Origin of the sequence: Pseudoalteromonas luteoviolacea NCIMB 1944 (assembly GCF_001625565.1) — a bacterium.
GTDB lineage: Bacteria > Pseudomonadota > Gammaproteobacteria > Enterobacterales > Alteromonadaceae > Pseudoalteromonas > Pseudoalteromonas luteoviolacea_F.
Genome location: NZ_AUXS01000026.1, coordinates 118,026 through 132,211, shown reverse-complemented (window position 1 = coordinate 132,211; position 14,186 = coordinate 118,026). Strand labels below are relative to the sequence as shown.

Below are 14,186 nucleotides of genomic sequence, written 5' to 3'. Positions count from 1 at the left end.
CAATGTTGATTTAGGGCGCGTGTTGCTAGTTTTTCTCGTAGATGGTGTTATTGATCACCAACACATCGATACCTGACATCAAGAACACCGCAAGCATGTCTTCAACAGAATGCACAATGGGCTTACCCATGATGTTGAAGCTGGTATTGAGTAGCACAGGTACGCCTGTGATCTCTTTAAAGCTACTGATCAAGTTGTAGTAAGGTTCGTTCCATTCTTTTTTCACTGACTGCAAACGGCCCGTATTATCAACGTGCACCACAGCTGGGACTTTGTCCCGCACAGCTTCTTTAAACACCAAGGTACGTTCCATGTAAGGAGATTCTTGGTAGTTTTCAAAGTACTCATCGCCGTATTCATGCAAGATGGAAGGTGCAAAAGGCCTGAATTCCTCTCTGAACTTAACCCGGGCGTTGATGGTGTCTTTCATATCCGGCAAACATGGATTTGCGAGGATTGAGCGGTTACCCAAAGAGCGAGGGCCAAACTCTGCGCGTCCCTGTGCCCAACCGATAATTTTACCTTCGGCTAAAAACTCAGCGGTTTTCTTGTAGACTTCATCACCATAATCTGTGGCTTTTAGATGGCCGTACTGCGCCAGTTTTTGCAGCGACTTTTGTTTGACTGTGGAGCCTGTGTATGGGGACTGTACAGTTTTACTCGGCTGCCAGTTTGGGTTGTCTTGTTGATAGCTCAAAAACGCAGCGCCAATGGCATTGCCGTTGTCAGCAGGCGCAGATGGCACAAAAATATTTTCGAATTTAGAGCGCTCAAGTGCTGTGCCCATAAATGATGAATTCAGCGCACAACCACCAGAAATTGTGAGATTTTTAGATGGCGCATAGTCATATGCTGCATTGATCAAATCCATGAAGATTTCGCCAAATACCAGCTGGCCTGTGTAGGCAAAGTCTTTATAGCGCTCAACTGATTCACCTGGCTCTCTTGCCATGCTTTTGATCTCTTTCATGATGGCGTTGAGGTTTTTAGGCACCGCAAAGTTACCGTTTTTAACTTGCAGTGATGAGCGTAGTAAGTCATAGACCTTTTGGTCTTTTTTACCATACGGAGCAAGACCCATTACTTTCCACTCTTCTCCCTTTAGCGGGTCAAAACCAAGGTTTTCACAGATAATGGTGTAAAACAGTCCAAGACTTTTAAAAGAGCGTTTTACCTTGATAGGAGCTGGCTTTATTTGGCCATTTTTATAGCTGTAATAGGCAATACTGCTTTTTTCACCCATGCCATCTACGACGATACAGGCTGCATCGTCGTACGGGCTGTTAAAACACGCATTGGCTGCGTGAGTTAAATGGTGATCGTGATAGCGGACATCGGTAGGCTTTTTGGTTCTGTAGTTGCCGACAATAAAGTTACGGCAACCTGCTTCAAAAAAGCGTGACAGGGTTCTGCCCGCAGCAGCTTGAGAGGCGCGAGCAAAGTAGAATTGATCTTTAATATCGCGAGTGTTGACGTCGATATTAAATGAGAAGGTTTCTAAAATACTTAAAACCACATTTTCTAAAATATTGGTGCTTTTTTCGCGGCCCTTGCTCCATGTTTTGGCAATCACTAACTCAGTGCAGTCAGCGCAGTGGGTTTTGAGCACTTCCTCAATGTAGTAAGGGTTGTCTGGTAGACAGTATAAGCCGCGCTTGTAGCCTAAAAAGCGTTCCGCGTCTTCAGCGAAAATCAGTTCGCCTTTTTCGTTAACGATCGCAATTGCAGGATCGTGAAATGAGGTTGCTAAGCCAATGTAATATTTCATCGCTGTGGTCCAAAAGTATTGTTAATGTTTATTCTGTTGATGGCCTTTTTCAGGCCAGTGTATTTATTCATGTTGTTTTAAGCCGTTGCCGCTATGTGAGCCTTAATAACTGCTGGACTTACGTCATTTAAATGGAAGTATCCGCTGTAATCGTGCAAATAAATTGTAGGGCGGTGACCAAACTGTAAGGTGGCTTGAGAGCGTGTTTTACACGGAGTTGTTTGGCCTTTTACCATCACCTCAGTACCAATTGGGTAAGTATTATTCCAGCGTGTCACTTGTTGTTGCGGTGTGGCAACTAGGTGATTGACCTGAGAGTTCGTTACTGTGCTGAGTATTGGGGTTTTGGCAAAGTTTTGCTCAATGGTTTGTACTAGTTTGGTCAGGACCTTTTTTGGGCCAAGTTCCAAAAAGCACATATCACCTTGTGAGAGCAAAAATTCGATGCTTTTTGTCCACTGTACAGGTTGGGTAATTTGGTCAATTAAAAGTCTTGAGATGTTTGCGGCTTGGTACGGTTTTGCGGTCACATTAGCAATCACTGGCGTATGCAGGGGAGCAAACTCGATGGTTTGAATAAAGTCAGCAAATTCAGCTTGAGCTGGGGCCATATAGCGAGAGTGAAAAGCACCACTGGTGTTGAGTTTGATAAAGCGGCCTCCTAGTTGTTCAATACCGGGTTGGCTTTGAGTGATGTCATCGGCAAGGCCGGATATCACTATCTGCTCTGGCGCATTCAAATTAGCAATATCAATAGACTCTAAGTTGTTGTCTAGTAAAACGCTTTTTAACTCAGACTCAGTAATATTGAGCACCGCCGCCATAGCGCCTGAGGCCGCATTACTCATTAGCTCACCGCGTTTTTGTACCAGCTTTAAACCGGTCTCAAAACTTATTGCACCTGCGGCAAACAGAGCTGTGTACTCCCCTAAGCTGTGACCAGCTAAATAGTCTGCTATACCCTGTTGTTTCTGCTGCTGTAAAAAGGCGAGGGCGCTGACAGTGTAAAGCGCAGGTTGAGTAAATTGAGTGTGATTAAGTTGCTTGTTGGGATCTGCTAAGCACAGCTCGCTAATTGAGTAGCCCAGTAAGTCACTTGCTTGCTCGGTATACGTAGGAAACTCAGCAAATAGCTTTTTGCCCATGCCGACGTATTGTGATCCTTGTCCCGGAAATATGTATGTTTTCATATCTACTCCGTTTTTTATTTGTAAGCGAGGTTAGCTGCCAGTAGTTGTCGAACCTTGGCATTCATCAATTCAGCGGTGTCGCGCATCAGTTTGTCTGCAATCTTATCAACGTGACGGTTTTGCCATGACTCCAGCTCTGTGCCTTTCACCCATTGGTTAAAAGCACCAAGGGCAGGGCCGGTATGTACCTGAAAGTTCACTCGCGCTTGTTCATCACCGCTGAAGGCCAGTTTCATACTGTGGGCAAAATACCAGCGAAACACCCGCGCCATTTTGTACTTGCTGTCTTGCTCTGCACGCGTTACATCTTCAGGGCGGCCAGTTGCCAGCAAGTACGCTTTGGTTTGTCGCCAAATGGCATCAAAGCTCATGTTGAAATATTTGTCTTGTAGTTGGGTTTTGAGCTTGTCAGGCAAAGCATCGAGTGAGTCATACTGCTGGTACAGTTGAAATAGCTTGTTAGCGCGAGCCGCAAAAAATACACCTTTTTTAAGTACTTGTACCTTGGCTCCCGACTCAAACATATCGCCAGCTGGAGCGTAATCAGTGTCTTGTACATTGATGTTTTGCAGCATATTTTTAACTGTGTCTGAGGTGCCAGCTTCGACGGTGCATTGGTTAATCGAACCGGTAAGAATAAAGTCAGCGCCCATCATAAATGCAGCAGCTGCCGAGCTGGGCGTACCAATCCCACCTCCAAGACCTACACGAGGCACATGAGCAAAGCCATATTCTGCAACTTTTTGGTTGCGCAGACTTTGTATTGAAGGGAGCAGCACTGCAGGTAAGCCTCTGTCTGTATGGCCTCCTGAGTCTGCTTCGACGCAAATGTCATCACACATAAATACCGATTGGCTTAATTGCGCTTGCTCAGTGGTGATCTTGTTCGCTTCGAGCAGTTGTTGCACGACCCGCATAGGTGCAGGGCTTAAAAAGTGACTTGCAACCTCGGGGCGCGAGAGTTTGGCAATCACTTTGTTGCTAGAGCGCACAATGCCTTGCGCGTCTTGGTATAGGCCTTGAAGGCGATATAACACAAGCGCAGGTGTGATGCGGATAAATGCCGCCGCTTCAATACAGCGTATACCGTATTTTAAGTACAGCTCAACAGTGGCAAGCTCAATATCAGGCGAGTCTAAATTAGCGACCAAATTCATGCCATAAGCTTGGCCTTCAGCAAGTGTTTTTTGAATATGAACAATATCATGTTCAATGTCTTTTATGGCTCTACCGCCAGTTCCTAAAAAACCCATCAATCCAGTATTAGCAAGGGCAGTCACTAGCTCTTTAGATGCAATACCACGATACATGCCCCCAGCTAAGTAGGCATATTTTAAACCATAGTCCTTGCGAAAACTGGCACAGCCAAGACTGGATGGCAAAATGGCTGTGGGCTCATTACTTTTCGTGTTTTTAGTACTTTCTTGGTTTTTATTGTTATTTTTTTGTTCACAAACGACACCAAATGATTGGAAGTTTTCCTTATCTAGTGTGTGCGGCATATCTATTCCAAGCGAGTTTACGGCTAATTATGGCAAATAGTGATACATAATTATGAAAGCAAAATGGAGGAATAAATCAAAATCGTATAGTACAAGATTATTAGATTGTAATTTAATCAGAGGCATATTCAGCACTTTTTAAGGAGTTTTAGTATTTAATCTACTTTTAAAGGCTTGTTACCGGCTAAGTTATTACTTTTCGTGCAAAACGCGCAATAGATTTATTCGCTTTTTTAAATGTGTGACAAGGTGGTTTTTTCAAGGAGATTCATTTGAAGTTGTTTAAATATGTATTTTTAACCCTATTAGTTGCAATAGTGATTGGGGGGCTGGTCCCGCAATCTCTACATATACCTGTACGTGGTGCCACTGTAAATGATTGGCACCAAAACACCTTCTGGTACGAACCATGGGGCACATCAGGGGTGCACAAAGGCATAGACATATTTGGTAAAAAAGGCACAGAGGTATTATCGGCGTCGAGTGGTGTTGTGCTTTTTGTCGGGCAGGCCAATAAAGGTGGCAAAGTTGTGGCTGTGCTTGGGCCAAAATGGCGTATTCATTACTATGCTCACTTACAAAGTTACTCAATCTCCCAAGGGCAGTGGCTTAGTTCAGGAGAGTCAATAGGTACACTTGGCGACACTGGTAACGCCAAAGGCAAACCCGCACATCTGCATTATTCAATACTTTCTCTAATCCCTCTGCCTTGGTGCGCTACACTAGAAACACAAGGTTGGAAAAAGATGTTTTATTTAGATCCTGGAAAGGCGCTGGTGGAGTGAATTTGTTTTGGCCTTTGCTCTGTGCTACGTATCTTATAATTTTAAATGCCATTATTACAATTCAATTAAACTGTGGGCGCAAAATAGCTTGCTTGCGCTTATTCTTCGCTTAGTTTAGTCTGCTATTCTTAGCCGATTATTAAGGTGTTGTATTCTCTAGGAGCATCGTAGATGTACGATAGAAGTTACGGGATTCTATTTTCTGAGTTTTCAGACTCAACAAAATATGACGACTTTAGGTTTGTTATTCCATGCTTAGAAGCAATTCGCCTTCAGCTAGAAAGCTTATCACTGAAAAGCGATGGGGTTTTTGAATTCTATCTAGTGTCAGTCTGTAGCCATTCAACCGATAACTGTTATCCGGAAATTGGTGTACACACTAAGTCGGGTAAGCTATCAGACTCAGATTACGACCTCCTAGAATCCATTGTAATCAAAGAAACTCAGTCTATATCTGCGGAAAGCCAATATTCTAATCATTCTAACCTAGCGGCACCATCTTGGGCGAGGTTAAAAAAACTAGGCTCCTATCCAGAGTGAGCATAAAAAACGCATCGAACATAAAGAGTGCAAAAAAAGCTTGGCTTGCGCTTCTTCGTCGCTAAATTTTGCTTGGCATTTTACACCGCTCATGCGGGGGGGTATTTGTCAAATATCACCGCTATACGACAATTGACGTACTCTAACCATTTCTAATTTGGTGACATCTGCTTAACTTATTGTTATGGTTGGCGGTAATAAAGTGCGTATATAAATAGCCGTTGCTGTACGGCTGGAATTAAGTTGTTGTTATGCGACATTTATCGTAGATAAAAATGTTAGGGTTACATTCAAGAGTTGCTCACTAAATGGAAGCTTTTAAAAAACAACAGATAGCCAGCTACAGTTCTAGAGTGTTAGCAATCTTATTAGTAGCTATCATTTTCGCTGCTATTTTTCCTAGCTTCAAGCCAAACTCCAGCGACTTTTATTTGGCCTTAACTATTTATTCTTTAGTTTTGGTTACTTTGTTGCTTTGCATTTTCCAAAATAGATTTCGCCTTGTAAAGCTTTTAGGTTGGTTACTCATTTTTTTTATATTTAGTTTTGTTTGGGTTTAGTAACTCTAACAAAACAATTAATTCGGACGCGTAAAGCTTGGCTAGCGCTCCTTCGTCGCTAATTTTAGCCAACTATTATTAGCCGATTACAACGGCGTTAGGTTTCCCTTAGACTATGGAAGAACTTGAAATTAATGGAGTAGTACCCGAACTCAGTGGGAGAGAACTAAAACAGTTGATTGTGCAGGAGTTCTGGTATGAAGGTGTCTGTGAAGAAGAGGCCAATGTCGTCTATCTCAATGTCGGAAATACTTGGTATCGACTTTACTTTGATTGCGGCATCGTTTTCTGGCGTCACGATATTACTGATTTTGAAAATGAGCACATAATTAAATTTGATGAAACCTCATATAAGTTTCGTGACCTCGGTAACGAGTTGAATATTGCGGGGTCGCAAATAATATCTTGTGAAACGGAAGCCATTGAAAATGGGTCTAAGGTTACTTTCAGCTTAAATGGTAGGTCAGGCATCGTCTTTAAATGTATAGGTGATGATACGAGTTGGGAGACATAACAAGTCAATTATGGCATGGACGCAAAACGCATGGCTTGCGCTCCTTTGTCGCTAATTTTAGCCTGCTATTTTGCGCCGGTTAGGCAAGCGTTAGGGTTACAGGGTAGATATGTCGCATATTGAACAATTTTGTGAATCAGCAATTGCCAAAGGAGATGGCACATCTTCAAACGACCATGAATATTTTGAATCTATGAAGGAACCCATTCAGAACCTCACGAATACTCCGAATTACTTTCTTTACTTAAGCATAAAAATGATTGGGTAGTTTGCTGGTCTGCCTGTCACCTTCTAGCAACAGAGCATAAATCAAAAGCCATTAAAGCTCTAAATGCTTTAGTTCAAAAAGGTGGTGTCTCTGGTTTCAGTGCAGAGATTGTGGTTCAAGAGTATGAGCGTGGTTCCATTGCATCTCCTTTTGTGCAAAAGTAACCCTAACAAACAGTTTAAAGGCGTACAAAAAACAGTTGGCTTTGCTCGTACCTCACAAATTTTAGCCAACTATTTTTAGCCGTTTATTTTCGGCGTTAGCTATTGAGGGAGTCAAATGAAGTATAAAATAGTACCTGTAAGATCGGATTTCTTAGATAAAGTTAGAAATGTTGGTATTGACGATCAAAATCAACCTGTAGAAGTATTGGAAGCTAAAGGTGGTGAACCATGTCGAGATGTGCTTCGTGGCGCAAAGGCTGGTGAAGAACTAATATTGGCCAGTTATTGTCCGTTCACAAAAACAGGCCCGTATAAAGAATATGGTCCAATTTTCGTACTGGCAAACTCTGAGAGTGGGGAGTTTGATAGTAACAAACTGCCATTGCCAAATGGATCTGAAACCGATTATTTAAGTCATACATTTGTACTAAAAGCATATTGTGCTAATGAGCGTATATTAGACGCAAAATTGACATCACCTGAGCAAGCAGAATCAGATCTGGAAGAGTTTTTAACCAATGAAAAGGTAAGCTTTGTAATTGCAAGATATGCTGCTTACGGTTGTTACAGTTTCAGAGTTGATCGTGTGGCATAGCTAACAAGTTGATTAATGAGACTAATCTTACTGTGTCGTTTTATGCTATTGCGCTTCGCGCGCAAAAACTATCCCAGCAAAATTTGCAATTATCAAGGCGTTAAGTTTTAGGAAAAAATAGTGGAAGTATCACTCCGTTCAGTAACTAAGGGTAATTACGAAGAGGTTTGCGAGCTTGATGTTACAAAAGAGCAGGAAGAATATGTCGCATGCAATATGTATTCGTTAGTCGAGTCGATGTTCAATGAGGGGTATGAAACCAGGGCAATCTATTTAAAAGAAGAACCGGTTGGATTTTTTATGTGGGTGCAAGAATCCAATGAAAGAATATCGATATGGCGTTTCATGGTTGATAAGAAATATCAACAAAAAGGAATTGGTCGTAAAGCATTGAACCTTGCCTTGGATGAAATAAAGCAGGAACCAGACCTCCGAGAGATCGAGATTTGTTATGATCCTGCTAATCCAGTGGCAAAGGAGTTCTATTCTAGCTTTGGGTTTGTAGAAATTGGAATGGACGAAGACGGTGAGGATATGCTTGCCGTTATTGAGTTAACAAAAAAACCTAACAAAAACAGTCATGGGGCGCTGAAAAGCGCGCCCGTGCTGTAAGCGTTTTATGCCTAAGGTAGAGTTGTGGAATTAATCGAAGCTATTTTATTGGGGTTGCAACTTAAGAACCTTCAAAAACCCTTTGTATTTTTCTCAATGCTAATTGGTTTTTTGTTTTTTACATTAGCTGGTTTCGGGATGTTATTCGGTATTTATGAAATCCTTGTTAGTGACAAAGCTGGAAAGCTATTGCCTAGTTTAGGCATAATGGCATTTTCGATATTGTTTTTTGCTCTAGCCAGTGTTTGCAGCTATATGATAAAACGCTGCTTTAGATAGGCTTAATCGACATATAACAAGCCAATAATGGTAAGGACGCAAAAAGCTTGGCTGCGCTCGAACCTCGCTAATTATAGCCATGCATTTTGCGCCCCATATCGGAGCGTTAGTTGCCTAGGGAAAGCATGTACGAAAATATCCGAGTTCAGTTAACCGAAATGATCTCTTTGTTAGAAGACGAAAAATCAGATTGGTGGGTTAAACACTTTAAACGTGCGTTATCAGCTTTTGATTCCAATGAGTTTCTTAATTGTGCCAACATAATAATGGCAGGAAGTGGCGGTATAGGTAGCCTAAATGATTTAGTTCTAGGGCAATCAACCAATGCCAAAGGTGAGTTCTGTTGGAAAGCCAATGCTGATGAACTAAATCAAAAGTACAAGCACTTATTAGGAGAGCTTTACGCATTTTCAAAGTCAGTACAAAAAGGCAGCTAACAAGTTGCTCAAAAGGACGCAAAACGCTTGGCTTGCGCTCCTTCGTCGCTAATTTTTGCCAAGCATTTTTTGACTCTGAGCAAAGCGTTAGTTGCACTGGAGAATTATGAGTACAGCTGGAATTGTCATTTTTGCGTTTCTATTTATCACGTTTATTCTTATTTTTAGAAGTTTCGTTATTTTTACATCGGCTTTAAGGCGTGGTCAGTTTAAACTAAGAGAGCTTAATTGTTGGTTAGGTGGCTCAATTATTTTTGTATTAACTTTTTGTGCTACGATGCATTATCACGAAGAGTTGGGCATCAAGAAAACTTGCGCACAAAACGCAGCTTCTTGCTGAGAAGGTACAACTAACAAAGTCGTAAACGCGGACAAATAACCGTTGGCTTTGTTCGTGTCTCACAAACTATAGTCAACTAATATTAGCCGGTTACAGCGGTGTTAGCTATACAGGCGAGAAACATGAATATTCGAAAATTTGAGCCAATGCCGACGCGCCCATGTAAGTATTGTTTGGCTTTGCAGGATGATTCAGTTTTTACCGACTTTGATGTAAATCCAAATGGCTGCCTTTACTTGGTAAGAATATCTTTTGATGGCTATGGTTGTTGCGAACCACAAACAAAAATTAAAGAAATGGACGCGGTAAGTTCAGAAAATTTAAAAGCCTACATAGAAAACAATAGTTTTCAGTCTCCTGAAGTAAGTAACCTACTGAGTAAGTACTTTCGTGAGAATAAGTCAGCTCTGTGGGAAGAGGCTTTAGTAGAGCATGGGCTTATTTAAGAGCATGAGTGTGGTCTCAGCTAACAAGTCAAAGCTCTCGGACTTAGCAAAGCTGCCAGCTTCACCAAGCGGGTGTTTGAGACGAAGGAAGTAATTTGAAAATTGAGTTATCTCCAAAACAAGGCTGGTCTACTTTTTTAGATTCAGCAAAAGTAGAGGGTGTTGTGTTTGAACATATAAGTATCAAAGAACACGGCGGGCGTTGGAATTATTATAATTTCACTAGTAATACATCGATTTGGGAATTAGACAAAAACTTAATAACGATTACTTTTGATGTTTCAGAAGAAGAAAATATTTGTGCTTTATCTGAGTCAGAGAAAATGGAAGAATTCGAGTTAAAAATACCTACTGATATTGCAATTGCAGAGGCTCAAGAAAAGCTAGGTTTCACTTTTCCACCTGAATATGTAGCATTCATTAAATCTGGGTATGACCTAGGTGATGCACCACTTGAAGCATTAGAAATAACCGATCCACCTAGTTATGCTGACATATATGAAACATTGGTGAGTGCTCGACAGTTTTATGACTTACCTGTTGAGCTCATGCCTATTTGTGAAGATAACTCTGATTACTATTGCATTAATAGAAGTGGTGAAGTGGTGTTTTGGTCGCACAATGGGGTGACTGATGAAAAGTGGGCTAGCGTAGCTGAATGGCGTAACCAAATGGTATTAGAAGCAGGCGAATAGCGTACAACTAACAAACTATTTAAAAGCGGGCAAAATTCAGTTGGCTTTGTTCGTTCCTTACAAGTTATAGCCAACTATATTAGCCGTTAGCAGTCTTTGGAGAATTATGAGCGACATCGAGATACTAGAAGAGAAGCTATTAGGGAATTTCTATTCTCGTATAAGTATTGGTGATACATTCGATCTATATTTCGATAGTTTTTGGCTTATCTCTCAAAATGTTATTTCTCCAGATGAAGAGGGCTTAAATAGAGTTATTTCTGGTTATCAGCCAGCTAAAGAAGCAATCGACAAGGAAGATATTGCTAAGGGAATAATTCTTACTACAACGCTTCGGCAAAAGATAGCAGAGGTTTTCTTAAATTCTGATTTAAGCTTAGAGCTGAGTTTTGAGAATGGTGTTAGATTAAAATTTACAACAGACACCGAGATAGTCGATTGGCAATGGGCAATAAATGAGAATGCTCAAGATCCGCATATTGATTGTATTGTAGGTGTTTTCGAGGAAGGGGAGATTCGGCATGGCAACGGCTAACAAGTACAAACCTGTCACTCAAACTGTTACGTACGTACCAACTTTGCCAGCCGCTGTGCTGGGCGTTGGTATGACTCCCACTGTCAAGTTAAACGCACTGATCCTCGCCTAACTTTTTAAGCCATAATTATTACAACTCGAATTAGAGCGAGTTAATACATAGGATGAAGCAAGTAATGTCGTCGGTTATCTTGCTGATATTCGTTGGTTATTACTATTTCTAGTAACAGAGCAGACCTTACTTAGTTCGTCGTGGCACCTGTCTTCAGTCTATGTTCGTGGTTCAATGCAGCGTTAGCTACATTGCCATCCTAACGCCGTCGGTGGTTGTGTCTCACCCGATGCTTGATCCAATGTATTAACTCTAATTCGTTGTTCATGCGGGTACTCTTGCCAATCTCAGTTTTGTGTTCACAGGCGTAAGCACCACTTCTTTAGCGATTGCCCATATGTATGCAATCATTTCTCGGGCGATAGCAGTGACAACAAGATTGTAGTGTTTCCCTTTGTCTATCATTTTTTTATAACGCTTGCAGAGCCTAAGCTGTGCTTTCCACGCGATATCAATAATTTCCTTTGGTAAACCTTCTTGTCGCTTTTGCATATCTGTCGATATGTTTGCTGCGTAGCGATATGTATGCGCACCTTCAACAAGGAGGCGTCTTGCTCGGCCATTTCCGCATTTTGTGATGGCGCCGATATGGCGTTTGCCACCACTCGAGTGTTCACTGGGTACAAGACCTAGATAACTCATTAATTTACGGGGATGGTCGAAGCGTGATAAGTCGCCAAGCTCAGCGACAACGCCAGCGGCCACGAGTAAGCGAACACCGCGCATCGCCTGGATTGCTTTCACTACAGGATAGTAACGCCATTGATAAACATGATGAGAGAGCTCATTGTCGAGTCGCTCCAATCGTGCAGTTCGCTCGTTTATAGTTTGAATAAACTCTTGTAAAACTATTTGTTGTGCTGGGTGAGGCAGTACTAGTTCAGTAAGCCATCGTAAGTGTTTAGTTGACCAATTTGCAGTGCCTGTATAGTTGATATTGTTGCGAAGAAGCAGTGCCTTTAGCTGATACTTTGCATCTTTTAAGTCTTTCATCGCGACTTCTCGAGCACGAGATAAATCACGAACAGCTTCATCTTCTGGCTCAGGTACATAAATAGGGGTTAAGTCTTCAGATTTAAGTAATTTGGCCAGTTTAAAGGCATCACGCTTATCGGTTTTTACACGCTCCCCAGGTTTTTTAGGAATAAGCGAAGGGGGCAACCACGTAGCAGCAATGCCCAATAGAAGTAATTAAGCGGTAAATCCAGTAACCACAAGGGCCAGCTTCATAAACGAAATGCAGAGTTACATTAGGGTATTTAGATTCAAATTGCCTGATAAGTTTTTTAATAGCGACTTTAGCAGAAGAAATGCGACCGAAATGAATGGGTTGAGCGCCACGATTGTCTTCAATATAGGCAACTTCAATGAATTCTTTATGAGTATCTAAGCCAATGAAAAGTATGTTATGTTTAGTCATGCTAGCCTCTGCTATTTAGTTATTTGACAAACTAATTATGGCTCTGGCTTTAAGCTAACCCACGAAAATGCGGAGGCTAGCACCGTGTGGGAGTCATTATGTCTAGGTGTTTAGGATAGCTGGTGTAATGGATACAATTATGTTTTATATTATAGTTTCATTGATGTTTATATTTTGCATAATAATGCTTGTTCTTTCTTCGCTCCTTTATAAGCATATTTTACCGTCAGCACCAGAAAGAGATTTATCTGTTCAAAGTAATATTTGGCCTTTAACGTTAGCTGCTGAACATTTTTCTGAATCAGGGCAAAGAATTAGAACTATAGGTTTTAAGATTCTCTGGTGTTGCGCAGGCGTCATTGGAGTTATTATTTCAGGTATAATTGTTTTTTTACTGGTTGTAACTAATACCTAACAAATCGCCAAAGTACGAACGGAAAAAGCTTGGCTTACGTCACTTTGTTCCTAATTTAGCCAACCATTTTACGTCGCTTAGGGCTACTAAGGAATCGAGGTGCGGAGTGAATTTCAATATTTCTTGAACGAAGGTGATCATGCTGCCTTTGACGATCACCTATGGAGCATCGAGGAGTGAACATTAAACATGGGCAACACTTCGATGAGGTTCTACTAGATGATGGCCTCATCCTAATATAACGAAGTGTACTAGAGGACGGAATCCTTACTTCCGGCCGAATTGCAATTGCTTCAACTGATTTGGATTGGGCTTACAACTGCTCATCTCATCAGGTAGTTGAGTCACTGTACAAAAAATTAAGAAATGGGCTTAAAAAACGTTGCGTCAACTCTCAGGCTTGTTTCAACGAGCAATTAGAGATTCTTACGACCCAAGCTGTAAATCATTTGATACTGTTGGTGGGTGAATGCTTTGTAACAAACTAATTAATAAGGACAAAAACAGTTTTCTATTTTCGTTCCTCAACATTTTAGCAAACAATTTTCTGCCTATTATTAAAGCGTTAGCTGCCAATCCATATCGGAGTATTAAGTGTCTACGAAATATTGTCTGTTCTTTATTATCAGTGTGCTTATTTCTCTGCCGAGCCACGCTAAACGCAAGGCTCCGAAGCCAGTATCACCAATCATTTCTGGCAATTATGTTTATACTGTTCCACATTGGTCTCATGAAAATGGAACTAATCAAAATGGTGGATACATACAAGTCTTAGACACTAAAACAGGGAACCCCATATGGGGAATCCAAGTATATAAAACATCTTATGAGCAATCTCAAGAATCTGATGTTCAAGATGTTTTTATTACTTCTACCGAGCTAAATTTTTGGGGCAATAAGTTGAAAGTTACCAATGAATTGGGTCATATCTATACTGTTGATCTAAAAAATAAAGCTGTAAGCTCTGTTGAGTAGACACTTAACAAGGCGTTACACCTTAAGGAAGGCC

General features: G+C 41.2%; 16 protein-coding genes and 1 pseudogene. 13 read left to right on the top strand and 4 right to left on the bottom strand.

All coding sequences use genetic code 11. The features are described 5' to 3' along the window. Window positions 1-25 precede the first annotated feature (25 nt). From N483_RS10135 to N483_RS10125, 3 genes are all read right to left on the bottom strand, one after another. Window positions 26-1,768: a carbamoyltransferase gene (locus N483_RS10135; RefSeq protein WP_023401145.1), complete on the bottom strand. Its 1,743-nt coding sequence runs from the start codon at window positions 1,766-1,768 to the stop codon at window positions 26-28. Between the two features lie 77 nt (window positions 1,769-1,845). Continuing rightward, on the bottom strand, window positions 1,846-2,958 hold the full coding sequence (fabD, locus tag N483_RS10130; RefSeq protein WP_023401144.1) for an ACP S-malonyltransferase: 1,113 nt from the start codon (window positions 2,956-2,958) through the stop codon (window positions 1,846-1,848). A 14-nt stretch (window positions 2,959-2,972) separates the two neighbouring features. After that, on the bottom strand, window positions 2,973-4,460 hold the full coding sequence (locus tag N483_RS10125) for a PfaD family polyunsaturated fatty acid/polyketide biosynthesis protein (protein ID WP_023401143.1): 1,488 nt from the start codon (window positions 4,458-4,460) through the stop codon (window positions 2,973-2,975). Between the two features lie 272 nt (window positions 4,461-4,732). Between N483_RS10125 and N483_RS10120 the strand changes: the two genes are divergently transcribed. From N483_RS10120 to N483_RS27610, 11 genes are all read left to right on the top strand, one after another. Further along, window positions 4,733-5,245, top strand: coding sequence for a M23 family metallopeptidase (locus N483_RS10120; RefSeq protein ID WP_023401142.1), 513 nt, complete (start codon window positions 4,733-4,735; stop codon window positions 5,243-5,245). A gap of 171 nt (window positions 5,246-5,416) precedes the next feature. Next, the gene (locus N483_RS10115) at window positions 5,417-5,785 is read left to right on the top strand and encodes a hypothetical protein (RefSeq protein WP_023401141.1); all 369 of its coding nucleotides are present in this window, start codon (window positions 5,417-5,419) and stop codon (window positions 5,783-5,785) included. 675 nt (window positions 5,786-6,460) lie between these two features. Next, window positions 6,461-6,859, top strand: coding sequence for a hypothetical protein (locus N483_RS10105; RefSeq protein WP_023401139.1), 399 nt, complete (start codon window positions 6,461-6,463; stop codon window positions 6,857-6,859). A 547-nt stretch (window positions 6,860-7,406) separates the two neighbouring features. Then, window positions 7,407-7,886: a DUF1203 domain-containing protein gene (locus tag N483_RS10100; RefSeq protein ID WP_023401137.1), complete on the top strand. Its 480-nt coding sequence runs from the start codon at window positions 7,407-7,409 to the stop codon at window positions 7,884-7,886. 120 nt (window positions 7,887-8,006) lie between these two features. Further along, window positions 8,007-8,498 (top strand): GNAT family N-acetyltransferase, encoded by a 492-nt coding sequence (locus N483_RS10095; protein WP_023401136.1) that lies wholly within the window; start codon window positions 8,007-8,009, stop codon window positions 8,496-8,498. Window positions 8,499-8,522: 24 nt separating this feature from the next. Beyond that, window positions 8,523-8,777 carry a hypothetical protein gene (locus tag N483_RS27260; protein ID WP_023401135.1) on the top strand — a complete coding sequence of 85 codons (255 nt, stop codon included), beginning with the start codon at window positions 8,523-8,525 and terminating at the stop codon, window positions 8,775-8,777. Window positions 8,778-8,902: 125 nt separating this feature from the next. Beyond that, window positions 8,903-9,214 carry a DUF6966 domain-containing protein gene (locus N483_RS10085; RefSeq protein ID WP_023401134.1) on the top strand — a complete coding sequence of 104 codons (312 nt, stop codon included), beginning with the start codon at window positions 8,903-8,905 and terminating at the stop codon, window positions 9,212-9,214. Window positions 9,215-9,676: 462 nt separating this feature from the next. Beyond that, entirely contained in the window at window positions 9,677-10,000 is a 324-nt protein-coding gene (locus N483_RS10075) for a hypothetical protein (protein ID WP_023401132.1), read from the top strand. Window positions 10,001-10,095: 95 nt separating this feature from the next. Beyond that, a complete protein-coding gene (locus tag N483_RS27475) occupies window positions 10,096-10,695 on the top strand; it encodes an SMI1/KNR4 family protein (protein ID WP_023401131.1) in 600 nt (199 codons plus the stop codon). A 106-nt stretch (window positions 10,696-10,801) separates the two neighbouring features. Beyond that, window positions 10,802-11,230: a hypothetical protein gene (locus tag N483_RS10065; RefSeq protein WP_023401130.1), complete on the top strand. Its 429-nt coding sequence runs from the start codon at window positions 10,802-10,804 to the stop codon at window positions 11,228-11,230. Next, window positions 11,217-11,342: a hypothetical protein gene (locus N483_RS27610; protein ID WP_023401129.1), complete on the top strand. Its 126-nt coding sequence runs from the start codon at window positions 11,217-11,219 to the stop codon at window positions 11,340-11,342. The genes N483_RS10065 and N483_RS27610 overlap by 14 nt, the downstream gene beginning before the upstream one ends. A gap of 264 nt (window positions 11,343-11,606) precedes the next feature. On the opposite strand, the pseudogene N483_RS10060 reads toward N483_RS27610, so the two are convergent. Continuing rightward, window positions 11,607-12,762, bottom strand: a pseudogene (locus N483_RS10060) (IS110 family transposase). 127 nt (window positions 12,763-12,889) lie between these two features. On the opposite strand from N483_RS10060, the gene N483_RS10055 reads away from it, so the two are divergent. Continuing rightward, entirely contained in the window at window positions 12,890-13,177 is a 288-nt protein-coding gene (locus N483_RS10055; protein ID WP_023401126.1) for a hypothetical protein, read from the top strand. Between the two features lie 594 nt (window positions 13,178-13,771). Further along, on the top strand, window positions 13,772-14,152 hold the full coding sequence (locus N483_RS10050) for a hypothetical protein (RefSeq protein WP_023401125.1): 381 nt from the start codon (window positions 13,772-13,774) through the stop codon (window positions 14,150-14,152). The last annotated feature ends 34 nt before the right edge of the window (window positions 14,153-14,186 follow it).